Origin of the sequence: Kitasatospora sp. NPDC004669, assembly GCF_040609455.1 — a bacterium.
Lineage (GTDB): Bacteria > Actinomycetota > Actinomycetes > Streptomycetales > Streptomycetaceae > Kitasatospora.
The window spans coordinates 1-24,291 of record NZ_JBEXKB010000073.1 but is presented as its reverse complement, the minus strand read 5'-3'; the positions used below and the strand labels follow the sequence as shown (position 1 = coordinate 24,291).

Below are 24,291 nucleotides of genomic sequence, written 5' to 3'. Positions count from 1 at the left end.
ACATCTTCCTCCAGCAGCAGTCCGCCAAGGCGCCCGCCCCGTCGCACCCGCTGCGCAGCGGGCTCACGGCCTTGCGCGGGCGGCTGCACCGCGCATCGCGGCGTCGCAGCCACGCCGGTGCCGCTTCCGTTCCTTATCGGCGGGCGTCGCCGTGTCGGGACCAGAGGGACAGGTCGGCCTCCTGCTCATAGGCGCACGATGACCAGGGCGGTGTCGTCGGTGACGCCGCCGGGCGGGAGCAAGTCGGAGAGCAGGGCGTCGGCGAGGGTTTCGGGGTCGGTTGCCCGGTGGCGGGTCAGGGAGTCGGCGAGCCGGGCGAGGCCGGTGTCGATGTCTTCGTGGCGGCGTTCGATGAGGCCGTCGGTGTACAGCGCGAGCACGGCGCCGTCGGTGAAGTGCGCCGTGGCCTGGGGCGGGGGGACTTGTTCGGGGCTGGCGCCGAGCGGGGGGTCGGTGGCCTGGTCCAGGAACTCGACGGTGCCGTCGACCCGCAGGAGGGCCGGCGGGGGATGGCCGGCGCTGCTGTAGGCGATGGTGTGGGTCTCCCAGTCGATGAACGTGTTGGCCACGGTGGTGTTCTCGGCGCCGTCGACGGAGCGGGCGTACAAGCCGAGGACTTCCAGGCTCCGGGCGGGGCCGTCGGCAACGCGGGAGGCGGTGCTGAGCGCGCTGCGCAGTTGCCCCATGACCTGGGCTGCGGACAAGCCGTGCCCTACGACGTCGCCGACGGCGGCCGCGATGCGGTCGCCGGGCAGGTCGACCAGGTCGTACCAGTCACCGCACACGTTCAGCGTGTCGACGGCGGGCCGGTAGCGTACGGCTGCCGGGTGGCGTCCGACCGGGCGGGGAGCGGGCAGCATCGCCTCTTGCAGGCTCAGCGCGACCTCGCGGGCGCGGATGAGTTCGGTGACCTCCTCCACCCGGTGGATCAGCAGTGCCACCCGCCCGTCCGAGTCGAAGACGGGAGCGTTGATCATGCTCCAGTAGCGCTCGCCCCGTACCCCGGGCCGGTCGGGGTCCTCGATGTCGTAGCGCTGCAGCTCGATGATGTTGGGCTCGCCGCTTCCGAGCACCTGGTGCATCGACGCTTGGATGTTGCGCACCACGGCTGCGCCGGGGTCGTTCTGGGCGTGGGCGAAGTCGTCGGGCAGGTAGCGGCCGATGACTTGCCCGCGGGTGCGGCCCAACGTGCGCAGGAACCCTTCGTTGACGTCGGCGTAGACCAGTTGCGGGGTCAACAGCGCCATCGCCCCGGGGAGGGCCCGGAACACCGCCCTGTAGTCGATCTCAGGTTCCGTCACGTCCGTCTCGCCTCGACGCCGCCGCTGGTGCCTCATTCCACGATAGACGCGGCGGGCCAGGGCGGGCGGTACGGCTCCTGCCGTGGAGTTGGGCAGCTCAGAACCGCCGCCCGGCACGGGCCTGGACGACGACCGGGCCGAGCGGCACAAGCCGATCGGGCACCTGGAGCAGACCGACGAAATCCGTGCCGCTGGAGCGTCAGGCGTCCGGGGCCGTTTCAGGCGTGTTGGGCAAGATCATGTCGGGGAGTTCCGCGCCGGCGAGGGTGGCGTCGACGCGGGCGTGGATGTAGGCGCCGGTCACGGGACAGCTCAGCGGGTCGTCCGCCGGGCAGTCCAGCATGTGCCGCAGCACGGCGGCGGCGCCGGTGAGCCGGTGGATCCGCTCCTGCACGGCGGCGTACTGGGCGTCGATCAGGGCATGACGGTCCTGCGCGTGTTCGACGGTCATCACGGCGGCGGTGTCGGCGAGTGTCAGCATCCCGTCGTGGTGCCACAGCCGGGCGTAGGCGAGCCGTGCCAGAGCCGCGCGGTCGTACTGGCGCACCCGGCCGCGCCGCGCGGTGGGCTGGATCAGTCCGCATTCCTCGTAGTAGCGCAGCGTCGGTATCGAGACCCCGAACGCCCTGGCGACCTCGCTGATCGAGTACAGCCGCTCCAACCGGTCCTCCGCGTGAGAGAACTTGCGCTCAAGTGAGCTTGAGCGTGCACGCTGGCGAGCCTAAACCACCACGCGCTCTGGAGGACCCGCTATGCCCGCGTCCCCGCCGTCGCCGACGGCGACCCTCGCGACCCGCCGTGCCCGTACCGGGCCACCCCTTGCCTCGGGCGCCGGTGCGCTGCTCGTTCTGGGGTTCGTGCTGATGAGCCTGAACACCCGCGTCGCGTTCGGGCAGATCGGACCGCTGGCCCCGGTCGCGGGCTTCAGCCCCGCCGCGGTCTCCGTGCTGGGGCTGCTGCCTCCGCTGTGCATGGGCGCCTTCGCACCGCTCGCGGCCGTGCTGCGGCGACGTCTCGGCGAGGAGCGCGGGCTGTGGTGGGCCGGCCTGCTCCTGGTGGCCGGGACCGTGCTGCGCATGCTGGGGATGCCCGGCCTCTACGCGGGAACCGTCGTGGTGAGCGCGGCCACCGCCGTCGTCAACGTGCTCATCCCGGTCCTGGTGCGCAAGCGCTTCCCGCGCGAGCGCGTCGGCGCGATGATGGGCCTCTACGCCCTGTCGATGGGCGTCGGCTCGGCCCTGATCGCCGCCTTGGTCGTACCCGTCGCCCAGGCCACCGGTTCCTGGCGGCCGGCCATCGGCCTGGCCGTCATCCCCGCCGTACTGGCCGCGGCCGGCATGACCCCGCAACTGCGCCACCGGCCGCCGCAACCGGCTGCCACCACCGGCACCGAGCGCACCGACCGCCCGCACGTGGCGCGGACCGCGGTCGCCTGGAGCCTGACCGCTTTCTTCGGTGTCCAGACCTTCGCCTTCTACACCGCGCTGGCCTGGCTGCCGTCGATTCTCGTCCAGGCCGGTCTCACCCGCGGCACCGCCGGCACAGGGCAGACCCTGCTCATCCTCGGCATCGCCGCAGGCGGCTTCATCGCACCGATCCTGGCCGCGAAACGCGCCGACCAGCGCCCGCACATCATCGCGACCATCCTGGTCTGCGCGACCGGCCTCACCGGGCTCACGTCCGCACCGGCCGGCACCGCGATGCTGTGGGTGGCCGTCCTGGGCTTCGGACTCGGCGCCGGACAGGCTCTCCCCGGGGTGCTCTACGCCCACCGCGGAACCGACCCCGACCACATGACCGCCCTGTCCACCATGGCCCAGTCCTACGGCTTCCTCCTGGCCGCCACCGGTCCCGCCCTCGCCGCCGCCCTGCACGCCGCCACCGGGACCTGGACCGCACCGCTGACCGTCGTCACCGCGACACTGCTCGTCTGCGCCATAGCCGGCTTGCGGGCCGGCCACGATCGCGACTGACCCGCGGTGACCCCGCGCGGCCCGCACCGCGGCAGTGAACGGAGCAGAACGTGACAGTCCCGTTTCCCCGGGGGCACCCGGCCATCGCCGCGCGGTGGCGGGATGCGGCACGCCGGCCCCGGCGGCCGCCGAACATCGCCTGGGCATCGCTCCCCGGGTGGGCGGCCACGGTGCTGACACGAAGCGCCAAGGTGCTGCTCGCAGCGCTCCTGGCCTGGGAGGCCGCCTCGTGCCGGCTCCCGGAGCGCAGCAGTACCTCGCCGTAGCCACGGGCTGCGGGAACGGCAACACACGGATCGCGCACACGCATGGCCGGAGCGGGGCAGGCACCTGGAGGAACTGGCGGTGCACGCGCAGGAGGACGTCCGCCAAGGGCAGGAGAGCCTGCGCTGGAACACACGGTGTGCCGTGCGCGCAGAGCGGGAGCCCCTGCCGCACGGCGAGGCGCTGCGCGCCCTGCACCGGGTCTCCTTCCAGGTCCGCGGCATCGCCCGGACACTGTCCGACAACGTGGACGACCGGCACACCGACCACCACCTGGGCCAGCTCTTCCTCGACCGCTACGCCGCCACCCTGGAGGAGGACGGGCAGGCGGTGAGGTTGTTCGCCGGTTCCGGGCAGGTCATGTACCGAGACGGCCGCTTGATCGAGCGACGTCGGACGATGTCGGGGCCGGACCGGAGCGGCAGTGCGCGAACCCGTCCCGGGGGTGGACCATCTGGCACAAGCCGGACACTCATTGGCTGTTCTTTTGAAGTCGAGCAGGCGGCGCACGGCGAGAGCGCAGGCCGAAGTCCTCCGCGAGACCGGAGTGAGCGGTGGGATCCCCGTCAGATCTCGGATGGGCGAAGGAGACCGGTCCGTTTGACCGAGCCGAGGATTGGGGTCACCTCCAGGCCGCGGATGTCGTCGAGCGATCCGACGGTCTTGGTGAGGAAGGTGTACAGTCCGCCCAGATCGTCGGCTGCGACGGCCACCAGCAGGTTCGCGGCCCCGGTCGTTGCGGCGGCGAACCGGACCTGCGGATGCCGGCTCAGCTCGTTTCCGGTCGCTTCCAGGCTGCCTGGCGCGGTGGCGATCCACAGCAGCGCCTCACTGCCGATGCCCAGCAACCGCAGGTCCACTTCGCAGGCCAGTCGCACCATGCGCGCGGAGTGGAGCAGGTCCAGCCGACGGCGCACTGTCGTCGCAGATGTTCCCAGTCGGTCGGCCAGGTCGCTGTAGCCGGCGCGCGCGTTCTCGGTCAGTTGGTCGATGAGCGCGTCGTCGAGCGGCTGGCGCTCCGGTACGTCGCCGGGCTCTCGCGAGTAAGGGGTGAGGGCGTCGAACTGGTCCCTGGTCAGCAGTCCCGCGCTCCAGGCGAAGCCCGCGGGAAACACTCTCATGAGGTCGTAGGCGTCCCACGACCGGACGGCGGCTGTGGCCTCGGCATGGCGCTGGTCTCGATCAGCAGCCGGGCGGCCTGCGCCCGCTGCGCCCGCGCGAGGGCGATGGGGCCCGCACCGAGTTCGGCGCCGAGCTGGCGCTCGATCTGCCGGGTGCTGTACCCGAGCCGTGCCGCCGGCCCGGACACACCGTCCCGGTCGACGACTCCGTCCCGGATCAATCGCATTGCCCGTGCCACCAGATCCGCCCGCTCGTTCCACGCCGGAGACCCCGGCGTCGCATCCGGACGACACCGCTTGCAGGCTCTGAACCCCGCCTGCTGGGCCGCTGCCGCGCTCGGGTAGAAACTCATGTTCTTCGGCTTCGGCGGCACCACCGGGCAACTGGGCCGGCAATAGATCCTCGTCGTCAGAACGGTGGTGAAGAACCAGCCGTCGAACCTGGCGTCCTTGGACTGCACAGCCCGGATACACCGTTCCCTGTCTCCATGCACCACTCCAGCATGGCAACCTGTCTGACCCATCGGCTGGCAGGTTTCCGACATCACCCTTTGCGCAGCCTCCGCGAGGGTGCTGTCACGTTGGCCGCTGATAGGACATTCGCGTTGCCCGTGGTGGTAGCGCGCTGTTTCACGTCTCCGGAAACGCGTGGCTGGACGGCTGTGGCCGTGGCCGGCCATGCCCCGCGGCCCGACAGATCGAGGACGAGTGCGGCGATGTTCCACGCGTCGTCCTCGCCACGGTGATGGCGTCCCTCGAGCGGCAGTCCGGCGATCCGTAGAGCGTGGTCCATGCCGGGTTTCCTGCGCAGTCCGTAGGCCGCGGTGAATACGGCCTTGGCATTGGTGTGGGTGCGCTCCGTGGGATAGCCGAACGGGTAGGCCACCCCGTCGGCCTGACTCTGCCTGGCGAATTGCCGACGGTCGTACTCGCCCCAGCTCGTCCAGGGGCGTTCCCCGGCCCCGTGCTCCTCGACGAGGATCCGGCATGCGTCGGCGAAGGTGACGCCCCGTTCCACCTCGGCTTGCGTCAGTCCGGTCAGTTCGGTGCAGAAGTCGCTCACCGTCGACCGGACGGGGCGGACCAGGACACGGTGCCGGGACACGCGGCGCCCTGCCGACACGTCCACGACGGTGAGACCGATCTCGATGATCTCGTTCACGGAGCCGGGCGGCGGCTGTCCGTCCCAGCAGGTGGCTTCCACATCGATGACGTTCAGCAGGGGGGATTCGTGGCGCATGGGGCCGAGGGTAGGGATGCGCCCCCGGTTCCGGCACCTCGATTTCCACATGTCCACACCGTCACCGCCGACGCGACGTCTTCGAGCCGGACCTCACGGGGCCGCAACCGGCTGGGGGTGGTGCCGGCTGCGGCCCCGGGGCCGCCCCGCCCGTTCCGGCGACGCGGGGCAGCGGCGGCTGCGGGGGGTCAGGGCAGCAGGACGGCCTTGCCCCGGTTGCGGTGGGCCTCCAGGTCGGCGTGGGCCTGCGCGGCCTCGGCCAGGGGGTAGGTGCGCCAGATCGGCAGGGTGAGCTTTCCGGCGGCGGCCAGCTGCACCAGTTCCGGCAGGGCCTGGCCGCCCTGGTCGGCGCTGCCGGCGCTGAAGCGCACGCCGTGCTGCGCGGCGGACATGTCGGCGATGGTGATGACCTTGGCCGGGTCGCCGGTCAGGGCGACGGAGTCGGCGAGGACGCCGGCGCCGGAGGCGTCGAAGACGAAGTCCACGCCGGCCGGGGCGGCGGCCTTGACCCGCTCCACCCAGCCGTCGCCGTAGCGAACGGCGGTGGCTCCGAGCACGGTGAGGCGCTCGGTGTCGTGCTCGCCGACGGTGCCGATGACGGTGATGCCGTGGGCAACGGCCAGCTGCACGGCGATGACCCCGACGCTGCCGGCGGCGCCGTGGACGAGCAGGGTCCGACCCGCCTCGACGCCCAGCTGACCGAGGACACGGGACGCGGTCTGGCCGACCGTGACCAGCGAGGCGGCGACCTCCCACGACAGGGCCACGGGCTTGGCCACCGGCCGCTCCAGCAGGGCGTACTCGCTGTAACTGCCGCCGGCCGTGGACCCGAGGACCTCATCCCCCACGGCCGCGTCGGCTCCCTCGCCGACCGCGTCGACGACACCGGCCGCATCCAGGCCGGGCGTCACCGGGAAGCGCGCGGGGATGACCTCGGCCATCAGGCCGGATCGGGTCTTCAGGTCCAGCGGGTTCACCGAGGCGGCCTTGACCTTGATCCGGACCTGGCCCGGGCCCGGCTGGGGCGGCGTGACCTCAGTCGGCCGCAGCACCTCGGGCGCGCCGTACTCGGAGAAAGTGATCGTAGTGGACATCGGGAACTCCCGGGTGGAGGTGGGTGGAGAGGACGACTCTGACTCACTGTGCGGCCGAGGAGGTGGCCACGAGGGCGGCCGCGCCGGTGGCCTCGCCGCTCAGGCGGTGAGGGCGGGGTAGTCGGTGTAGCCGCGGTGGTCGCCGCCGTAGAAGGTCGACGGGTCCGGGGTGTTGAACGGGCCGCCGACGGCCAGGCGGGCCGGCAGGTCGGGGTTGGCCAGGAACAGCGCCCCGAAGGCGACGATGTCGGCGGTGCCGTCCTCGATCAGCTTCAGCGCCTCGGGGCCCGTGGCGGCCGGGTGGGTGAAGGGATTGAGGACGAACGTGCCGGGCCAGGCCCTGCGCAGCCGCGCGGTCAGGTCGCGGTCCGGGCCCTCCAACAGGTGCAGGTAGGCCAGGTCCAGTCCGGCGAGCCGCTCCAGCAGCGCCTCGTACACCTCGGCCGGGTTGTCCTCGGCGATGTCGTTGAACGGGTTCCCGGGCGAGATCCGCAGGCCCACCCGGTGGCTGCCGATCACCTCGGCCACGGCCGTGACGACCTCGACCGCGAAACGGATCCGGCCCTCGACCGTGCCGCCCCAGGCGTCGGTGCGCCGGTTGACGTTGGTGGACAGGAACTGGTGCAGCAGGTAGCCGTTCGCGCCGTGGATCTCCACTCCGTCGAACCCGGCCTCGATGGCGCCCCGGGCCGCGGCGGCGAAGTCGGCGATCGTCTGCCGGATCTCCGCCTCGCTCAGCTCCTTCGGCGTCACGAAGTCCTTCGGCCCCTCGTGGGTGAACACCTGGCCCTTGGCGGCCACCGCCGACGGCCCCACCGGCACCAGGCCCTCGGGCAGCAGGCTGGGGTGACCGATCCGGCCGGTGTGCATCAGCTGCGCGAAGATCACGCCGCCCTCGCCGTGCACGGCGTCGGTCACCGTCCGCCACGCCGCCACCTGCCCCGACGTATGCAGGCCGGGGGTGTCCGGGTAACCCTGGCCGACCGGCGAGGGCTGGATGCCCTCGGTGACGATCAGCCCGGCACTGGCGCGCTGCGCGTAGTACGTCGCCATCAGCTCCGTCGGCTCCGCGCCGGGCCCGAACGCGCGGCTGCGGGTCATCGGCGCCATCGCGACGCGGCTGGCCAGGCGCTTGCCGCCCAGAACGATCGAATCGAAAGCAGTAGTCATGATCTCTTCCCTCGCGAGGAGTGATGGGCGGTGGTCCCGACACGTCCACCGTAACCGATGCCTGTCTGAACAAGTAAATATGCGAAGGCCATTCCCCGACCCCCATGTGACGCACATCACGCATATTGACCAGCGCAATCGTTGATCGCAGACAGACGAGCCCCGCGAAGGTCGCAGTTGCGCGGTAGAGTTAGCTGCCCGATCAGCAAGTGAGGAAGAGATGACACAGTCCACCCCGGCGACCGGGAAGGAACCCGCGGGGACGGGGCAGTCGGCCAGCGTCCCGGTGCCGGCCGCAGCCGGCGGCGGGCCCATCAGCCACGCGATCTTCCGCCTCGCCCGCCTGCACCGCATGTTCGCCGGACAGCTGCTGCGCCGCATCGGCCTGCACCCCGGCCAGGAGCTGGTCATGATGCACCTGTGGGAACTCGGCCCCCAGCGCCAGACCGACCTGGTACGGCTGCTGGACTCCGACGCCGCCACCATGACCCGTACCGTCCAGCGCCTGGAACAGGCCGGCTTCGTCCGCCGCCGCCCCTCCCCCACCGACAAGCGCGCATCCCTCATCGAACCCACCGCCGCTAGCCACGCCCTGCGCCGAGAAGTCGAACAGAGCTGGAGCCAGCTCGAGGACCTCGTGGCGGCGGGCCTGACCGCCGACGAACGCACCACGGCCCTGCACACCCTGGAACGCCTGGAACAGAACCTCGTCCAGGCCGCCGCCGACCCCACATGCGCGGCCGGAAGTTAACCGGCTCGGCGACGGGCTGCTGACCTGCTAATATTCTTCTCGTCGCGAGGGAGATGATTCCTCGTCAGGCGTCAGCGGTGCTACCAGAGCACGTCCTACTTTCAGTAGGGAGAGTCCGTGCAACCCGGGCCTGGCGCTCCACTGTCGGACGAGGTCCGGTACCCCATCCGGGTGCCGGGCCTCGCCCGCGTTTGCGGGCCGTTTGCGGGTCAGGACGGTGGCCGGGCGGGAACTGCGGTCAGGGCCGGGCCCCACCGGCCGGTCTCGGCCTAGAAGGAGTACGGGCCGAAGCGGCCCCACGCCTCGACAACCGCGGGCGCGAGCAGCACCACGTTCACGGCGATCATCTGCGCCTCACTGCGGCGGGCGTGCACGACCGCGGCGCCGGCCATCGCCAGCGCCAGACCGAGCGCGGCCAGCGGCACCAGCACCGGCGCGACACCGAGCGCGGCCGGCAGGATCAGCCCGACCGCGGCCAGCACCTCCAGCACCCCGATCGCCTTCACCGTCCCGGCGCTCACGTCCTCGACCCAGCCCATGCCCGAGGCGGCCAGCTTCTGCTTCGACTGGGACAGCTTCATCATCCCGGCGGCCAGAAACGCCACGGCGAGCACGCCCGCGAGGACCCACAACAGAACGTTCATGATGCTCAGCACCCTTCAGCGACTTAAATCGTTAACTTGAGACTAGGGTGGCTTCACTTCAAGATGCAAGTCATCGGAGACTTTGATCACTTAACGCGTGAAGCTATACTCCGGAGCATGGAGACCCCGGAGACCCCGCAGGAGCCTCGCTGGCTCGACGACGAAGAAGACCAGGCCTGGATCGCGCTCAGCAGCATGCTGATGCGGCTGCCCGCGGCCCTGGACGCGCAGCTGCAACGCGACGCCGGCCTGAGCCACTTCGAGTACCAGGTCATGTCCGGGCTGTCCATGGCCCCCGAGCGCACCCTGCGAATGAGCGAGCTGGCCGCGTTCGTCGAGGGCTCCCTGCCCCGCCTGTCCCAGGTCGTCACACGGCTGGAGAAGCGCGGCTGGGTCCACCGCAGCCCCGACCCCACCGACGGCCGCTACACCGTGGCCACCCTCGACGACGAGGGCTACGACAAGGTGGCCGCCACCGCCCCCGGACACGTCGAGGCCGTACGCGCCTACATCTTCGACGCCCTCACCAGGGCACAGGTCCGCCAGCTGGCCACGATCGGCCGCCGCATCGTCGGCGCCATCGACCCGGGCCACCCCCTCGTCACCGGAACCGTGGACCGACTACGGCGCAACAAGTGACCGCACCCCGCCAACAGGTGCCTCCCCTGCGGTGCGTCCTCGTCGGGTCGGTTGACGCCCAGCCAGGTACGGCGGTTCGGTCCGCCAGGACTGCCGGAACCGGCGGGATCCGCTTCGGAGACCAACGGCGTTCACGCCGCCCGGCGGTCCACCGCGCCCAGCCATTGCGTCAGGGCCTTGCGCACCTCGTCCGGGTCGGGGTCCTCGGCCGCCCACGCGGCATAGCCGTCGGGCCGAACCAGTAGGGTCGGGCGCAGGCCGGTCGCCGGGGAGGCCGTCACCACCCGCCCCGCCCACGGCGCGGCAACCGCGGCGACATCGCAGCCCACCAGCACGAACCTGCCCTCCCGCAGCGCCTCGTAGAGCCGAGCCGGCTCCTCCGCCAGACGGAGGTCAGGAACCCGGCGCCCAGCGAGCGGATGAGAGCCCCGGGGCGCGGGGTAGGTGATCCCGATGCCGGAGATGCCGCGAGACGCGCGGGCCTCCACCACGGTCAACTGGTGCACGACGGTGGCCAGCGCGGCCCGCAGCGCGCGGATCACAGGTGACCCGGTGGTGACGGCCGTGAGGAGTGCGTGGCTGACCCGCAGGACCATCCGCCCCACCGGGTGACGCTCCGCGTGGTAGCTGTCCAGCAGTGCGTCACCAGCCCAGCCGTGCACAACGGCTGCCAGTTTCCACCCGAGGTTGGCGGCGTCCTGCAGCCCGGTGTTCATGCCCATGCCGCCGGCCGGCGAGTGGACGTGTGCGGCGTCACCTGCGAGGAACACCCTTCCCTGCCGGTAGCGGGGCACCTGCCGCTCGTCGCTGTGGAACCGGGAGAGCCACCGCGGGTCGTGCATCCCGAGGTCATCGCCGATCGTACGCTTCGTGATGCCCCGGACGTCCTCCAAGGTGAGCGGCGCATCGTCGGGCACCTGGCGGTGCCGGTCCCAGCCGATGATCCGGTACCAGCCGTCCCCGAACGGCGCGAAGAACGTGAAACCGTCCTCATTCGAGGCGAAGTTGAAAATCTCGTCGGGGGCACGGTCGAGCAGCACATCGGCCAACATCACGGAGCTGATCGCCGACTTGCCGGGAAACGGCATACCCAGGCTCTCCCGGACGGTGCTGCGCGCCCCGTCCGTACCGACGACGTAACGGGCCCGAAGTGTTCCCGTGGCGCCGTCCGGATAACGCACATCCACGTCGACGCCGTCCGGGTCCTGCCGCAACCCGGTGACCCGAGCCCCACGAAGCATGGTGGCTCCCGCCTCCTCCGTCCGGCGCAGCAGGGCCTGCTCGACCTGCCACTGCGGAATGGTGAGGATGAAGGGGAAGCGCGTCCGGAGGCCGGAGAAGTCGATGCTGAGGCGGCCGAACGGATGCAGCGCCCGGGTCGGCGTGCCGATACGGAGCAGTTCGTCGGCCAGGCCACGGGCGTCGAGCTGCTCCAGGGTTCGGGCGTGGAGGCTGAAGGCGCGGCTCAGGTTGGATTCGTGATCGCGTCGCTCCAGCAGTGTGACATCGACTCCGGACCTGGCGAGGTCACCCGCGAGCAGCAGGCCGGTCGGGCCGGCCCCGACCACCAGGACGTCCGCGTCCGGTGCCCCGTGTCGGTTCGAGGAGGCACTCGGTGACGGGTCCGTTGTGTTCACGCTTCCGAGTCTCAGTCCTGTGTGAGGGGGCTGCACGACGGGACCGCGTACGCGGCGCGCGTCTGCGCGAGGGGAACGAGCCGGTCGATCTGCGGGCGCAGCCGTCCGCTCGTGATCAACTCGCTGATGGCGTCGAGGCCGGCACGGTCCGGCGACGGATGCGGGCGGGGCCGAGCAGGGCCTGCTGCCGGACGAAGGCGCGGGAGGCCGCGGGAGGCGCGGTCGCCCCGCCCTTATTCCCCGCCCCGCCGGCCCGATGGGCATGACATACCCCACGACCCAAGATGTGCAAGTTTCAACATATTTTCCGGTAGCGTCGTTCTTGTCCCACCGCAGCGGGGCACCGCCCGGAGCCATCACGAGCCACTGGGACGGCCGCCGCTCCTGGGAACGCCGGGGCAGCTACCGGTCGTGCACGGGTTCAACCCACACGTCTTCCGCCGACCTGCGGCGCCCACGGCCGGGGCGCTCGCACCCGCCATTCAGGGGGACCCTACCCACACAGGAAGTCATGCCGTGAACGGCTGCGCAGATCAAATGCTCGACATGGAACTCCTGCTTCCCTCGGGAGAACCGGTCACACTGCCGACCCTCCTGTCCTACCGCTCCTACGACCCGCTCGCCGTGCGCATCGTCTTCCACACCGACGCGGACGGCCAGGTCCCCTGGGTCTTCGCCCGCGACCTGTTGACACAGGGCCTGCGCAGACCGAGCGGACAAGGGGACGTACAGGTCTGGCCGGGAGCAGCCGGAGCAGTCGACCATGACGAGGTGCTGAACCTCGCCCTCTCCTCGCGGGAGGGGACCGCCTGGCTCCGGGCCCCGCTCCACGTGGTGGCCGAGTGGCTGGAGCGCACCTACCGACTGGTACCCGCCGGCCGGGAAGCCGACGGGTACGACCTGGACGCCGAACTGTCGTGCCTGCTGCCGGGCACCACCTGAGACCCCGGCCCCGGCCGCTTCCGTTCAGCGGCCCGGCCGACCCCGGCGGGTCACACCGCCGCAGCAAGTGAGCAGTAGACGGAGCAGGAGCACAGAGATGAGAGCCCCGGCCTTCGCGCCGCGTCCGGCCGCCATCGTCCGGTGGCGGGAAGCACCGAGCCGCACCCTGCGGCTGCCGCGCGCGCCCCGGTTGTCGCTCCCGGGATGGTCGACCACCGCCCTCACCCGCAGTGTCAAGGGACTCGTCGCGGCCCTCCTCGCCTGGCAGGCCGCCTCGTGGCGGCTCCCCGGGCAACAGCAGTACCTCGCCGTGGCCACCGCCCTGGCCATGGTCAACGCCCCGACCATCTACCGATCGGTGACGCGGGCCCTGCGCAGCGTCGCCGCCCGGGCCGCGGGGTTGTCACTGGCCGTGGCCGTCGTATGGCTGCTCGGCCCGGCCGCGGGAAGCGTCGCCGCGATCCCGGCCATCGCACTGGTCGCCGGAGGCCGCCGGGGCTCCGACAGCCGCCTGCAGATCGCCTCGACGGCGGCACTGACCCTGGCGGCGGCGACGGCCGTCCCCGTGGGCCACGTCGTCACCCTGACCCTGGCCACCCTCACCGGCGCGGCCGCCGGCATCGCGGTCAACGCCCTCATCCTTCCGCCCGTGCACCTCGGCGCCTCCGACACCTCGGTACGCGAACTCGCCGCGGCCATGGGGGAACTGCTCGGCGACATGGGCCGCGGACTGCGCGAGCGGCAGCACACCGACCGCGCCCACCTGTGGCTGGAGCAGGGCAGGCACCTCGACGACCTGGCCCTCCAGGCACAGGAGGACGTACGCCAGAGCCGGGAGAGCCTGCGCTGGAACACGCGGTGCATCGTCCACGGACAACAGAAGCCGACGGATCACAGCGAGGCGCTGCGCGCCCTGCACCGGGTCTCCTTCCAGGTCCGGGGCATCGCACGGACCCTGGCCGACAGCGTCGACGACCAGCCCGCCGGTCACGGCCTGAACCGGCTCTTCCTCGACCGGTACGCGGCGACCCTGGAAACGGCGGAACGGGCGATGGAGTCGTTCGCCGCCCCCGGGCATGCCGTCGGCCCCGATCTCGGCAGCCTCTGCGGGCCGCTGCGCCGCGCGATCGACGACGCCACGACCTGGCACAGGACGATGACCGACGAGATCAGGCACGGCACGCTGGCCGAACCGGGCGCCTGGCACGTCTACGGGTCGCTGATCACCGACATCGAACGCCTGCTCGCCGACCTGGAACGCGCGAACCGCCCCGCCCCGACCACGCCCGGGCCCCACCCGTCGTGAAGCGCCCGGCCCCCGAGCCGGTTTGCAGGCCATCCACCCCACCGGCACGGGCAGACCGGCGCGGCGGCGCGAGACACCCGTGACGGCGTGAGACGTCCGTGACGGCGGCCCAGTCCTTGCCGGCGTCCCCGCGGACGAGGGCGTCGGGGAAGTGCTGTGGCAGCACCTCGAAGACACCGTCGCCCGGCGTGGCAACCACGACCGGCGCGGGCCGGCCCCGCCCAGGCACTCGGCGACCTGCCATGCCGCGCCGCGCCCGAGGCGGCACCGCACGATCGCGCGAACACGCTCTCCTCGTCCGCCGGGCACCCGCCGCCCTCCCCCACACCACCTCCGACACCCCCGGGCCCACCGGTCCGCAGGCCCCGAACGAAGCGGCGAGCGGGCAGGTGGCGCGGGAGGATCCCGGAGCCGCAGCAGCCGAGGACGCGTGCGGCATCAGGGGCCGCAGCCGGACGATCGCGGGCACGCCGCTCCACGGACTCGACAGGTACTGACGCTCACCGAGAAGGCCATGCCCCGGCAGCGACCGCTTCAGGCCCGGCTCGGATTCGTTCGGGCTCGTCCTGGTCCATGGCGATGACTTCACTCCATCGCTTGACGCTCGAATCCGTGGCCCGTACGGTGGTTTGTGTTGGTTGAAGGTTAAACAAAGCGTCCAGCCGACGGAGGGATCCCCCTCCTCCGGCCTGCGCCGAACGCAGCCAGGCATCCGATAACCCCGAAGGAAGAAACATGAACCGCACGACCATGCGACGGGCCGCCACCGCGACGACCTCCCTCCTCCTCGCCGGCGCCGCCGCCCTCGGCGTCTCCGGCCAGGCCATGGCCGCCACCGCCCCCGCCCCCGCGGCGGCCGCGGCCTCGCACTCGTCGTCGTCAACGGCCGCCACAGCCGACACCGGCCTGCGGATCGTCTCGCTGCCCACCCACCGGATCGGCGCCGACCACCGCCCGCACGAGTTCACCGTCCGCTACTCCGGCGACACCCGCCTCGCCCAGGCCCAGCAGATCCTCGTCCTCTCCCCCGAACACGGCCCCTACCTCCAGAGCGACGACATCCGTCTGGAGTGGTTCGACGACGCAACCCGGCGCTGGGAGCCCGTGGACCTGGGCTCGCAGACCGGCACCCTCTACACCCGGATCCCGCTCACCGGCCACATCCTCACCCACGGCGGCGACACGGCCATCCGCTACCGGATCACCCTCCAGCACGACCTGCCCACCGCACCGCGGCACCTGACCGTGCAGCCCCGCACCATCCTCTACACCGCACCGCAGACCACCGGGACCCAGGCATAACCGCAGGCGGCACCCCACCCGCCGCACTCCCACCACACCACACCACACCACACACCGAACACCGCTGCGGCTTTCGGCTGTGCGGGCGGGAACACCGATGACGCCGTTCCCACCCGCACGGCGGAAAGCCGCAGCGCACGGACTGAGGACAGTGCCACCTCCGGCGCCCCGATCACACCGGGCCGGGCCCTGCGACCGGGCGCGGGCGTGCGGCGACCTCGTCGCCGGCGAGGAACCCCACTGGAAACGCCCGCCCCCGGGCGTGAAGCACCTCGCCACCGCCCCGCCCAACGGCCGGGCTGCGGCTCGACGGACAGCATCGTCCGCCGGAGCCGGCTTCGTCGGCAGTGCCGGAAGGTCGGCCCCTCGACCCGCTCGGCGAAGGTCCGCCGCGAACAAGCCGACGACGGTAGCGGTCGTGGACACGACGCGACTGCGCACCGCAGCCCGGACACTGCGCGGTATCGGCGGTGGCCGACGCGGAGATTCGCCCCCCTACGCCGACGGCCTGGATGTCTTCGACGGCAACGGCCGTCAGATGCGGCAGCAGTACATCAGGCAGGCGATCGCTCAACACATCCATTCACAGATCGAACTGACCACTGGTCACGTTCGGCCATCCCGAAGGTCGATCGGATCCGCTCCCCGCTGTCCCTTGACATCCAGGCGCCGCACCGACCAAGATCACCCGGCACACGGGCAGGCTGGCCGGCAGGCCGGCCGCTTGAGGGTCACGGGGGTTCGATGAAGCCGGTGAAGAGTTACGAGCCCGAGCGGCTGGTCCCTGTGGCAGTAGGCCTGGTGTTTCTCGCAATTTCGGCCGGCGGTGTGTTCATCCCACCGATCGGGGCGCAGGTGTTCTACGCCGTCCTCCTGGTCCTCTCCTCGGTGTGGTGCTTCCAGGCAGCCCGGATGGGGCTGGTCATCGATCAGAACGGCATCGCCGAACGATCGATGGGACGCCCCCGCCGCACCCCCTGGCAGGACGTCGAGGAAGTCGCGATCCGCGACGGAAGGCGGAGCAACGGGACCGACTACTGGTTGATCGCGCTGCGGCTGCGCGACGGCCGGGTGCTGCCGGTGCGGTCGACGGTGAGCCGCAGTAGGAAGAGCGTGGAGGACGTCGGCCACCGGATCGTCGCCATGCGGACCGCCGGCCTCGAAGGCGAGGACCCCGCCGGATTGGCCGTCGTGGCGGGAGACCCGGATCAGAAGTACGGGAAGCCGCTCAGGGACCCGGTCGTCGGGCCGGATGGCGTCCCGGTGGTGGTTCGACTGAGAGGGCCCGGCGGGGTGGACCTGAACTGGGACGCCGTGGGTCTGCCGGACGGCATCCTGGTCGGGCTCGTAGCTGTCGTGTTGATCGGCGTGGGGACCCTGGTGTCGGCCATCGTGCGCCGGGTTCGCAAGAAGCCGGGTTACTGGCTGAACGTCGAGGTCGGCGGACCGGAGCCGCGCAGCCTCACCCTGCCCTTCGACTCCCGGGCACGAGCCGTGAAGCACGCCCGTGACCTGACCGCCGCCATCGGCGAGCACGGCGCGGCCGCGGTTCCCCGCGCCTCCGAGGCGCGGTAGAGCCCGGTCGCTGTGGCTTTGGGGCAGTACTCATCCCGTGATCGTCACGCTCGGTCATCCCGAAATGTTGATCAGAGCCGGCTCACGGTGGTCAACTTCGGTACGAGGAGAGGTGTGTGTTCATGGATCTCGCCGGACGGGCGGTGGTGGTGACCGGTGCCGGGCGTGGGCTCGGGAGAGCTCTGGCTCTGCAGGCCGGCCGGTTGGGTGCGCGCGTGTTCGTGTCCGCGCGTGATCCGGCCGCTGCGGGCAGGGTGGCTGACGAGGTGACGACCGACAGCGGAGCGACAGTTGACGCGTTCGCCTGTGATCTGGCCGATCCCGCGTCCGTTCGGACGTTCGCCGACGGGGTCGCCGGCCGGACCGACCGTATAGACGTGCTGATCAACAACGGTGCCCGCTACCTCGAAGGTCTGGACCTCGGGGATGCTGATGATGACGCGATCAGCGAGACCGTCGCCTCCGGGGCCACCGGCACGCTGCTGACGGTCAAGCACTTCCTCCCGCTATTGCGTGCCTCGGCCGGGGCGGACGTGGTCAACCTGATTTCCTCGGTTGCGGAGGTTCGGAACCATCGGTCCCCGTCGCACCCCGCGTTCTACGCCGCCAAGGCTGCTCAAGCCGGCTTCGCCGACGTCCTCTCGCACCGTCTGCGTCCCGACGGGATCCGCGTCATCTCGCTCTACCCCCCGGACTTCAACGACGGTGACCCGCTCGACGCCGCCTGGGACGGCGCCCCTCGGACGCAGAATGACCCTCTGACCGCGCAGTCCGTCGTTGACTGCGTGCTGTTCGCGATCCGCCAGCCGCGGGACTGCTTCATACGTTCCTTCCACTTCGAGCAGCTGTAGGGCACGGGCCGTCGCCGACTGCGGGTGGCCGGCAGCCGCAGGCGCGGTCCGCCGGTACCCGCGGCGGGATCACGAGACGAACGCGTCGAGATCGCGCTCGAGGTCGGCCTTCGACTTGGCGCCCACGATCGTCTTGACCACCCCACCGTCCTTGAATACGAGCAGGGTGGGGAGCGCCATGACGCCGTACTTGCCGGCGGTGGCCGGGTTCTGGTCGACGTTCAGCTTCACCACCCCGGTCTTGTCGGCATGCTCTGCGGCAATCGCTTCCAAGGAAGGAGCGATCCGACGGCAGGAACTGCACCACTCGGCCCAGAAGTCGACGAGGACCGGCTTGTCGCTCTTCAGTACGTCCTCGTCGAACGAAGCGTCGGTGACCTCCTTCAACGCTGTCGTCACCTGTTGGGTCGGGGCACCACGTCCGTCTCCGGCATAAGCCGAGGCAGGCACCACAGACCCGACTACCAGGGCTGAAACCATGGCCAGACCACCCAACGCCCGGCACCGGGAACGCTTCATATCCGCCCCTTTCACCGCGGGAGACCGGATCGACTTGGATCTTGCTATTCCGGTCGCATCTTTACGGTGGGTCTGACGAGGCAGCCGACCACACGGGATCGTCGCAGGGCTGGAACCGGGTCGGCCCGCCGTCTTCGCCGACCTCGCCGAAACCCGTGGCGAATCCACCACCACCTTGATCAAGACTCCGCCCCCCTCGGCGAGACCGCAAACCGAAGCCGACAGCCGTACGCACGCGCCCCGGCCGGCCCGCAGCGGGCGCCTACGGGCCCGGCCGGGGCCTGCGGCCCGGCCACTGCGATCCCGGCCCCGGACCGGCATCGGTGGCGCGCAGCCACCAACGGCGCGGGACGCCATCGACCGTCCGGTCCTGGGCTGCCCAACTCACCGTGCACTCCGTGTGGTTGCGCACCGATATCCGGCGGAGCAAGCGTTCCGCGGCTCGACACCGTTGTGCAGGCGGCGGACGATGGCTGGAGGAGAGGGTTTCCAGCGAGTAGGTCGCTTTCGCCTGCCGAATGCGGAGGTCTCGCCGATGGACCACGGGCAGCCGTGTGCCGACGGCATCGCGCAGCCGCGCGTCCACAGCTCCGCCGTCCCCGGCTCGGTACTGCCGTGCGCCTGGCCCGAGATCCGCATCGGCATGCTCGGTGGCTTCGCCCTGTACGTCGGCGGGGAGCCGGTCAGCGTCCCGGTGAGCTCCGAGCGGGTGCTGGCCTTTCTCGCGCTGCGCCGCTGCCGGGCACCGGTCCCGCGCTGCCTGATCGCGGGGACCCTCTGGCCGGAGGCGGCCGAGCACTGCGCGTTCGCGGACCTGCGGGCCGCTCTGTGCCGCCTGGGCGGCACCGGCCGACGAGCACTGGAGATCGGACCGGCCGAGGTGCGGCTGGCTCCCGGCACCAGCGTCGACCTCCACCGGGCCCGGTCGCTGGCCCGTCTGCTGCTGGACCCCAACGCACCCGCCACCGCGTACGACCTCGGCCTTGCGGCCGTCGCCGACCTCTCCGCCGACCTGCTGCCCGGCTGGTACGACGACTGGCTGGTGCTGGAGGCCGACGAGTGGCACCAGCTGCGACTGCACGCCCTCGAGGCGCTCGCCGACCGGTTGACCGCCTGCCGACGGCACGGCGAGGCGGTCGCTGCCGCCCACGCGGCCATCCACGCCGACCCGCTGCGGGAGAGCAGTCACGCATGTCTGATCCGCGCCCACCTGGCCGAGGGCAATCGGTCCGAGGCGGTAAGGGACCTGCGCCGCTACGACCAGTTGCTCTACCGCGAGCTCGGCCTCCACCCGACGCCACGGCTGCACCGGCTCGTCGCGCACGCCGTCGCGTCCCCGTCACATCACCGTCACGGGCGCCACGCAAAGTGAGGAGGGCGGAGCGGAGTGCTCTGTCGCAGGTCACTGCGCGCGCGGATGGAGGACCGGGCGATGGCATTCATCAAGATCGAAGTAACCAACGAGAGCACCGTGCTCACCGCCGACGAGGTGAAGGCGGTGATCCCGGCACTGCAGACACAGGTCCACGAGCACCTCGCCCCGATCTGGGGCATCGACGCCGACCTGTCGTATGTGGAACCGAACCAGCTCTCCGACACCGCCTGGTGGCTGGTGCTCCTGGACAACTCCGACCAGGCCGGCGCGCTGGGCTACCACGACGTGACCAGCAACTTCATGCCGCTGGGGAAGGTGTTCGCCGGCACCGACAAGCAGTTCGGCCAGCTATGGACCGTGACGGCCAGCCACGAGCTGCTGGAGATGCTCGGCGATCCCGAGATCAACACGGTGATCTTCGACCAGCCGACCGCCACCACGGGCGTGCTCTACGCCCAGGAGCTGTGCGACACGTGCGAAGCCGACGACTTCGCGTACCCGATCGACGGCGTCCAGGTGAGCGACTTCGTCTTCCCCGCCTGGTTCCAGCCGAACCGCACGGCCGCCGACAGCCAGTACGACTACGGCCGCCACATCAAGAACCCGCTCGAGCTCCTTCCCGGCGGCTACATCGGCGTCTTCGACGTCACCGCCGGCATCGGATGGACCCAGAAGACGGCCGACGAGAGGGCGGAGTACCGGCTGCGCGCCCACGTCGGCAGCCGCCGTGAGCGTCGCCGTATCCCCCGCGACCAGTGGCTGCCGAGCCGGCGAAGGGCCTGATGTCCGACGGTGACCGGCTGTCCGCCGTGGAGCACCTCGTGGTGCGATGCCGGAGAACCGTTCGTTCGATCACATGCCCGGGTTCCTCAACCCGGGCAACGTCTCCGACACCGGGCAGGAGTACGCGGGGCTGACCGGCGAGGAGTCCAACACGCCGCGCACCGACGACGTCCTCGCGGAGGTCACCGCGCCCACGGCGGCGGCCGTCAACCCCTTCGCGGGCGAGGTCTCCCACCTCCAAGCGGTCCATGCCGACCTCGTCGCCCGCCGGCTGGTCCCGGGCCGACCGACCGAACTTGAACGGCAACTGCCCACGGAGGCCATCCCTGAGGCCTACGCAGCCTTCATCCGGGCCCACACGTAGCGACGCGCCGGCTGAGCGGCAGGTGGCCGCCCAGGGCCTGTGTGATGTCGTGATCGGCCCAGGCGGGCGGCGGCGAGCCGGACGGCCGGCGACGGTCGGGCACCAGGGCTTGCGGTCGTCCGGCAGGCGCAGCTCCTCCCCCACCCTCCCGGCGGCCGTGGATGCGGCCGGCGGACGAAGAGGGCCATCACCGTCCAGCGACTTCGTTTCTCGCAGCGGGCCCGGGAGGAGGCACCGTCAGAAGGGCGGGTCGGCGGGGTCTCGGTGGGGCAGGAGCGGGTCGGTGGCGTAGGGGCTGCGGTCGTCGTCGCCGGGGCGGGTCAGGTCGGCGGTGTTGTGTCCCAGGCGGTCAGGACGTCGAGGGCCCGCCGGCGGCGCCACCGCGTGTCGGTGTTCTGATGCCGCACAGGTTCGAGGCCGTCGAGAGCCTTCCGGGTCCGGGGCATCGTCAGGTCCGGGTCGGGCATCCGCGCCAGGACCCGGGGCGGCTCTGTGCCGACCCCACACACGGTGTCCGGCATCGACCGATCGGTCCCGCGCGGCACCGCCCACGGGTCGGGCAGGACGTCGGGCACGGGGCAGGCGGTGTGCGGGTCAGTGGTGCTCACCGCCCGACCCTACGATCCGCCCTCCACCGGTCCGGCCCGAAGGTGGGTGCGGATGGGAGGGCGTTCGGGTGACGAAGATCACGATCTCCTCGGTAGGTGTTATCTCCGCCGAGCCTGCAGGTCTCCTGTGATGTCGGCGCAAGAGGCGTCGGCCGGTCGGGGTGGCGCGCGTGGTGGTACGGCCGCGTAGTCGCTCCGAGCGGCCAGGAGAACCCAGGGAGCCTGTTTCATGCAGTCTGTTCGTCCAAGGCGGATGGTCGCCGCGGTCTTGGCCGCCGGTGTCATAGGCGCCGCGCTGAGCGCGTGCGGTCCGCAGAACGGCGGGTCCGTCACGGACACGGCAGGTGCCGCCCCGGCGAAGGCGGCGGCGACCGGCGGCGACTCCTCGCCGTCCGCGGCCGTCTCCTCCCCGTCGGCGTCCGCCTCCGCGACCGGCCGGGAGACCACGCCGCCGTCGGCCCCGCCCGCACCGACCACCCCGGCGGCCACCAAGGACCCCTCCAGCCCGGCCACGACGAAGACTTCGGCCCAGCCCCCGGGCCAGAACCGGACCCAGGTTCCGCCCCAGGCCCAGACCCGGACCTCGACCGGGGCGCCGGCCAAGGCCCAGCCGAACGCGGACGGCGCGGCGTCGGGCGGGACCGCGGCGAACCCCGGTCACACGACATCCGCCCCGGCCCCGGCGAACTCCGACACCACCGGGTCGGACCGGACCGCGGGCAGCGCCGAGGCGCTCTCGTTGAAGCTGATCAACGAGGAGCGTGCCCGCAACGGTGTCCCGGCCCTCGTCGTCAAGGACGACCTGACGGAGTTCGCCGTGAACTGGGCCCGCCACATGCGCGAGACCGGGTTCGCCCACTCGGAGAACGCCTCCGGTGCCGGGCCCAGCCTCACCGGCAGCCGGACGCTGACCGGAGAGTGCATCGTGATGTGGGGTGACGCCTCGCTCACCGGGGAACAAGCCGCCGAGCAGTTCCAGAAGATGTGGACCGAATCCCCGGGGCACCACGCCGCTCAGATCAACCCCCGCTACACGCAGATCGGCGTCGGCCTCTACCACGACTCCAGCGGCTGGTGGGGCGTGCACGAGTTCGCAGGCTGACACGGGCTCACTGGTGTCGGCCCCGGGCCGATCCGCCACGCCCTGGCCACGCCACCGGCAACGCGCCGGTGGCGGCGAGCCTGGAGGCCGTTCGCGCCTCTCCTTCGCCGGGTTCCCGGATTCGTGGCCTATTACTGGGTTGACGCCGGGGATGGAGTAATGGTCTCCACCAGCGTCTTCGAAGACCGGTCCGGGGCCGAAAAGTCGATCGAGACGGCGGCGGACTTCGTGCGGAACAACCTCACGTCACTGCTCCCCAACCCTCCTCAGATCACGGCCGGCCAGGTCGTGGCTGTCGGGTAGCGGCCTCCGCAGCGGCCCTTCACGGATCTCCGGTCGTCGGCCCCTGGTGGTGCCCGTCCTGGCCGATCACCTGGCGGCGCGGCTACTCGGTGGCGCGGCAGTGGAGGCCGGAGTCGGGCGGCCGCGTCGGCTGGGTCACCCTGCCGCTGGAGACGGCGTCCGAGGCGAGCCTCTCGGCCGGTGGGTACAGGCGGGATGGTCCCGACCACTCATTCGCGAAGGGGGCCGGCGACGGGCGGGGCCGGGCCGGACGGGCATCGATGTCGGTCACGGGCCGGCGGCATGCCGGGCCGGGCCCTGGCACGGCCGCTTTCGCCGGATCGGGCACCGCTCGTTCAACGGGCCGACCAGATCGGGCAGTCGGGGGTGTGGTGGCGCGTGATGGCGACGGCCCCTCCGGGCAGGACTCGCCGGATGCGGGTGCTCGCGCAGCAGCCCTGCATACCCGGGCCCGGCCGTACCGGCACCGGGCGGACCGGGGTGGTGGGCGGCGGGGCGGGCGGGAAGGTGAGCCGGTCCTCAGGCACGTCGAGTCGGCGGGCGGCGGGGCGACGGCTGCGTCGGGTCGGTGCCATGGCCCCAGCATGCCGTCGTCCGGGCGGGCACGCCGTGCGGAGGCGGCCGGGTGGTGCACGGGCAAGGGGGGAAGCCGGTGCACCGCCGTCCTACGGCCGGCAGGTACCCGTCTGACGGGTTGTCCACCGCCGGCCTGGACAGATCGCCCCAAAACCGTCATAAGCCGTGAGCCCGCTCACACCTGAACGGGGTCAACGACGGGCGATAGTGGCCGCGCCCGGCGCCGCCGGCAACCCCCGACCGCGATGTTTGCGCAGCTCAGCGACGTTGGCGCGGCCAGGCGACCCGCCCTTCGAATCAACGGCGGTCCGCCCTGGATACGACGGTGGATCGTAACAAGGGGGTCTTGTCGGCGACCGATCCCGCCTGGCAACAATTGCTCCACCCAGCCACACCGGCTCCTGTCCCGCCGGTGAACGGCTCACTGCCGAAACGCGCCCCACGACCACTCGGCCCCTGTCCGGCCACGGTCCAGGCGGGGCGTGACACCGGCCCAACCCGATTGAGGTCTTGTTCGCTATGCCCAGCTTCAAGCTTCGTATGCGCACTTCTGCTGCCGTCCTCGCCGGCGCCGCCGGTCTGACCGCCCTGGGCGCGGCTCTGGTGCCCGCCACCGCCACCGCCGCGACCCCGTCCCCGAAGGCCATCGCCGCCCAGATCGTCCCGGCGAACCAGCTGGCCTCGTTCAGCCAGATCATCTTCCACGAGTCCAGCTGGAACGTGCACGCGACCAACCCGGGCTCGGGCGCCTACGGCCTGGGCCAGGCGCTGCCGGCCTCCAAGATGGCCTCCGCGGGTGCGGACTGGAGGACCAACCCGCGCACCCAGATCAAGTGGGCGCTGAACTACAT

Annotated in this window: 23 protein-coding genes and 2 pseudogenes; 13 read left to right on the top strand and 12 right to left on the bottom strand. The window is 71.4% G+C overall.

What is annotated here, in order from left to right; genetic code table 11:
• Positions 1 to 185: 185 nt before the first annotated feature.
• Complete coding sequence (locus tag ABZW30_RS38470) at positions 186 to 1,301, bottom strand: SpoIIE family protein phosphatase (RefSeq protein WP_355675934.1); 1,116 nt, start codon at positions 1,299 to 1,301, stop codon at positions 186 to 188.
• A gap of 199 nt (positions 1,302 to 1,500) precedes the next feature.
• On the bottom strand, positions 1,501 to 1,962 hold the full coding sequence (locus ABZW30_RS38465; protein ID WP_355675933.1) for a MerR family transcriptional regulator: 462 nt from the start codon (positions 1,960 to 1,962) through the stop codon (positions 1,501 to 1,503).
• A 91-nt stretch (positions 1,963 to 2,053) separates the two neighbouring features.
• Between ABZW30_RS38465 and ABZW30_RS38460 the strand changes: the two genes are divergently transcribed.
• Positions 2,054 to 3,274, top strand: a complete 1,221-nt coding sequence (locus tag ABZW30_RS38460; protein WP_355675932.1) for an MFS transporter — start codon at positions 2,054 to 2,056, stop codon at positions 3,272 to 3,274.
• 830 nt (positions 3,275 to 4,104) lie between these two features.
• Here ABZW30_RS38460 and ABZW30_RS38455 read toward each other — a convergent pair.
• The 5 genes and pseudogenes from ABZW30_RS38455 to ABZW30_RS38435 form a co-directional block, all read right to left on the bottom strand.
• Positions 4,105 to 4,653 carry an Lrp/AsnC family transcriptional regulator gene (locus tag ABZW30_RS38455; RefSeq protein ID WP_355675931.1) on the bottom strand — a complete coding sequence of 183 codons (549 nt, stop codon included), beginning with the start codon at positions 4,651 to 4,653 and terminating at the stop codon, positions 4,105 to 4,107.
• A gap of 47 nt (positions 4,654 to 4,700) precedes the next feature.
• Positions 4,701 to 5,153 (bottom strand): annotated as a pseudogene (locus ABZW30_RS38450) (Ada metal-binding domain-containing protein); the annotation flags it as partial.
• A 161-nt stretch (positions 5,154 to 5,314) separates the two neighbouring features.
• Positions 5,315 to 5,899, bottom strand: a pseudogene (locus ABZW30_RS38445) (3'-5' exonuclease); the annotation flags it as partial.
• Between the two features lie 188 nt (positions 5,900 to 6,087).
• Entirely contained in the window at positions 6,088 to 6,993 is a 906-nt protein-coding gene (locus ABZW30_RS38440) for an NADP-dependent oxidoreductase (RefSeq protein WP_355675930.1), read from the bottom strand.
• A 99-nt stretch (positions 6,994 to 7,092) separates the two neighbouring features.
• Positions 7,093 to 8,163: an alkene reductase gene (locus ABZW30_RS38435; RefSeq protein ID WP_355675929.1), complete on the bottom strand. Its 1,071-nt coding sequence runs from the start codon at positions 8,161 to 8,163 to the stop codon at positions 7,093 to 7,095.
• A 220-nt stretch (positions 8,164 to 8,383) separates the two neighbouring features.
• Here ABZW30_RS38435 and ABZW30_RS38430 point away from each other — a divergent pair, with 220 nt between their 5' ends.
• Complete coding sequence (locus ABZW30_RS38430; RefSeq protein ID WP_355675928.1) at positions 8,384 to 8,914, top strand: MarR family winged helix-turn-helix transcriptional regulator; 531 nt, start codon at positions 8,384 to 8,386, stop codon at positions 8,912 to 8,914.
• A gap of 269 nt (positions 8,915 to 9,183) precedes the next feature.
• On the opposite strand, the gene ABZW30_RS38425 is transcribed toward ABZW30_RS38430, so the two are convergent.
• Entirely contained in the window at positions 9,184 to 9,558 is a 375-nt protein-coding gene (locus ABZW30_RS38425) for a DoxX family protein (RefSeq protein ID WP_355675927.1), read from the bottom strand.
• Positions 9,559 to 9,675: 117 nt separating this feature from the next.
• Between ABZW30_RS38425 and ABZW30_RS38420 the strand changes: the two genes are divergently transcribed.
• Positions 9,676 to 10,197: a MarR family winged helix-turn-helix transcriptional regulator gene (locus tag ABZW30_RS38420; RefSeq protein ID WP_355675926.1), complete on the top strand. Its 522-nt coding sequence runs from the start codon at positions 9,676 to 9,678 to the stop codon at positions 10,195 to 10,197.
• A 131-nt stretch (positions 10,198 to 10,328) separates the two neighbouring features.
• Here ABZW30_RS38420 and ABZW30_RS38415 read toward each other — a convergent pair whose 3' ends face one another.
• Positions 10,329 to 11,834: an FAD-dependent monooxygenase gene (locus ABZW30_RS38415; protein WP_355675925.1), complete on the bottom strand. Its 1,506-nt coding sequence runs from the start codon at positions 11,832 to 11,834 to the stop codon at positions 10,329 to 10,331.
• Positions 11,835 to 12,380: 546 nt separating this feature from the next.
• Here ABZW30_RS38415 and ABZW30_RS38410 point away from each other — a divergent pair.
• The 5 genes from ABZW30_RS38410 to ABZW30_RS38390 all read left to right on the top strand — a co-directional run bounded on the left by ABZW30_RS38410 (position 12,381) and on the right by ABZW30_RS38390 (position 17,810).
• A complete protein-coding gene (locus ABZW30_RS38410) occupies positions 12,381 to 12,776 on the top strand; it encodes an SsgA family sporulation/cell division regulator (protein WP_355675924.1) in 396 nt (131 codons plus the stop codon).
• Between the two features lie 97 nt (positions 12,777 to 12,873).
• Positions 12,874 to 14,082, top strand: coding sequence for a hypothetical protein (locus tag ABZW30_RS38405; protein WP_355675923.1), 1,209 nt, complete (start codon positions 12,874 to 12,876; stop codon positions 14,080 to 14,082).
• 735 nt (positions 14,083 to 14,817) lie between these two features.
• Positions 14,818 to 15,384: a hypothetical protein gene (locus ABZW30_RS38400; protein ID WP_355675922.1), complete on the top strand. Its 567-nt coding sequence runs from the start codon at positions 14,818 to 14,820 to the stop codon at positions 15,382 to 15,384.
• A gap of 753 nt (positions 15,385 to 16,137) precedes the next feature.
• Positions 16,138 to 16,959, top strand: a complete 822-nt coding sequence (locus tag ABZW30_RS38395; RefSeq protein ID WP_355675921.1) for a PH domain-containing protein — start codon at positions 16,138 to 16,140, stop codon at positions 16,957 to 16,959.
• Positions 16,960 to 17,081: 122 nt separating this feature from the next.
• Complete coding sequence (locus tag ABZW30_RS38390; RefSeq protein ID WP_355675951.1) at positions 17,082 to 17,810, top strand: SDR family oxidoreductase; 729 nt, start codon at positions 17,082 to 17,084, stop codon at positions 17,808 to 17,810.
• Between the two features lie 69 nt (positions 17,811 to 17,879).
• Here the strand turns inward: ABZW30_RS38390 and trxA are convergent, their stop codons facing one another.
• Positions 17,880 to 18,209 (bottom strand): thioredoxin, encoded by a 330-nt coding sequence (trxA, locus tag ABZW30_RS38385; protein ID WP_355675950.1) that lies wholly within the window; start codon positions 18,207 to 18,209, stop codon positions 17,880 to 17,882.
• A gap of 655 nt (positions 18,210 to 18,864) precedes the next feature.
• On the opposite strand from trxA, the gene ABZW30_RS38380 reads away from it, so the two are divergent.
• From ABZW30_RS38380 to ABZW30_RS38370, 3 genes are all read left to right on the top strand, one after another.
• Entirely contained in the window at positions 18,865 to 19,701 is an 837-nt protein-coding gene (locus tag ABZW30_RS38380) for a BTAD domain-containing putative transcriptional regulator (RefSeq protein ID WP_355675920.1), read from the top strand.
• A 60-nt stretch (positions 19,702 to 19,761) separates the two neighbouring features.
• The gene (locus ABZW30_RS38375) at positions 19,762 to 20,487 is read left to right on the top strand and encodes a hypothetical protein (protein ID WP_355675919.1); all 726 of its coding nucleotides are present in this window, start codon (positions 19,762 to 19,764) and stop codon (positions 20,485 to 20,487) included.
• Positions 20,488 to 20,560: 73 nt separating this feature from the next.
• Positions 20,561 to 20,851 carry a hypothetical protein gene (locus ABZW30_RS38370; RefSeq protein WP_355675918.1) on the top strand — a complete coding sequence of 97 codons (291 nt, stop codon included), beginning with the start codon at positions 20,561 to 20,563 and terminating at the stop codon, positions 20,849 to 20,851.
• A 320-nt stretch (positions 20,852 to 21,171) separates the two neighbouring features.
• Here the strand turns inward: ABZW30_RS38370 and ABZW30_RS38365 are convergent, their stop codons facing one another.
• Positions 21,172 to 21,459, bottom strand: coding sequence for a hypothetical protein (locus tag ABZW30_RS38365; RefSeq protein WP_355675917.1), 288 nt, complete (start codon positions 21,457 to 21,459; stop codon positions 21,172 to 21,174).
• Between the two features lie 229 nt (positions 21,460 to 21,688).
• Between ABZW30_RS38365 and ABZW30_RS38360 the strand changes: the two genes are divergently transcribed.
• The gene (locus ABZW30_RS38360) at positions 21,689 to 22,561 is read left to right on the top strand and encodes a CAP domain-containing protein (RefSeq protein WP_355675916.1); all 873 of its coding nucleotides are present in this window, start codon (positions 21,689 to 21,691) and stop codon (positions 22,559 to 22,561) included.
• Between the two features lie 638 nt (positions 22,562 to 23,199).
• Here ABZW30_RS38360 and ABZW30_RS38355 read toward each other — a convergent pair.
• Positions 23,200 to 23,439, bottom strand: coding sequence for a hypothetical protein (locus ABZW30_RS38355; RefSeq protein WP_355675915.1), 240 nt, complete (start codon positions 23,437 to 23,439; stop codon positions 23,200 to 23,202).
• 541 nt (positions 23,440 to 23,980) lie between these two features.
• Here ABZW30_RS38355 and ABZW30_RS38350 point away from each other — a divergent pair.
• Positions 23,981 to 24,291: transglycosylase SLT domain-containing protein (locus ABZW30_RS38350; protein WP_355675914.1), on the top strand; the 311-nt coding region annotated here is incomplete at its 3' end.

Excerpts from the sequence above, each read along its gene's own strand:
- ABZW30_RS38460 (WP_355675932.1), top strand. The coding sequence starts at position 2,054 with ATGCCCGCGTCCCCGCCGTCGCCGACGGCGACCCTCGCGACCCGCCGT.
- ABZW30_RS38420 (WP_355675926.1), top strand. The coding sequence starts at position 9,676 with ATGGAGACCCCGGAGACCCCGCAGGAGCCTCGCTGGCTCGACGACGAA.
- ABZW30_RS38360 (WP_355675916.1), top strand. The coding sequence starts at position 21,689 with ATGCAGTCTGTTCGTCCAAGGCGGATGGTCGCCGCGGTCTTGGCCGCC.
- ABZW30_RS38390 (WP_355675951.1), top strand. The coding sequence starts at position 17,082 with ATGGATCTCGCCGGACGGGCGGTGGTGGTGACCGGTGCCGGGCGTGGG.
- ABZW30_RS38380 (WP_355675920.1), top strand. The coding sequence starts at position 18,865 with ATGGACCACGGGCAGCCGTGTGCCGACGGCATCGCGCAGCCGCGCGTC.
- ABZW30_RS38440 (WP_355675930.1), bottom strand. The coding sequence starts at position 6,993 with ATGTCCACTACGATCACTTTCTCCGAGTACGGCGCGCCCGAGGTGCTG.
- ABZW30_RS38405 (WP_355675923.1), top strand. The coding sequence starts at position 12,874 with ATGAGAGCCCCGGCCTTCGCGCCGCGTCCGGCCGCCATCGTCCGGTGG.
- ABZW30_RS38425 (WP_355675927.1), bottom strand. The coding sequence starts at position 9,558 with ATGAACGTTCTGTTGTGGGTCCTCGCGGGCGTGCTCGCCGTGGCGTTT.
- ABZW30_RS38375 (WP_355675919.1), top strand. The coding sequence starts at position 19,762 with ATGGCATTCATCAAGATCGAAGTAACCAACGAGAGCACCGTGCTCACC.
- ABZW30_RS38355 (WP_355675915.1), bottom strand. The coding sequence starts at position 23,439 with ATGGCACCGACCCGACGCAGCCGTCGCCCCGCCGCCCGCCGACTCGAC.
- ABZW30_RS38435 (WP_355675929.1), bottom strand. The coding sequence starts at position 8,163 with ATGACTACTGCTTTCGATTCGATCGTTCTGGGCGGCAAGCGCCTGGCC.
- ABZW30_RS38430 (WP_355675928.1), top strand. The coding sequence starts at position 8,384 with ATGACACAGTCCACCCCGGCGACCGGGAAGGAACCCGCGGGGACGGGG.
- ABZW30_RS38370 (WP_355675918.1), top strand. The coding sequence starts at position 20,561 with ATGCCCGGGTTCCTCAACCCGGGCAACGTCTCCGACACCGGGCAGGAG.
- ABZW30_RS38410 (WP_355675924.1), top strand. The coding sequence starts at position 12,381 with ATGGAACTCCTGCTTCCCTCGGGAGAACCGGTCACACTGCCGACCCTC.
- ABZW30_RS38400 (WP_355675922.1), top strand. The coding sequence starts at position 14,818 with ATGAACCGCACGACCATGCGACGGGCCGCCACCGCGACGACCTCCCTC.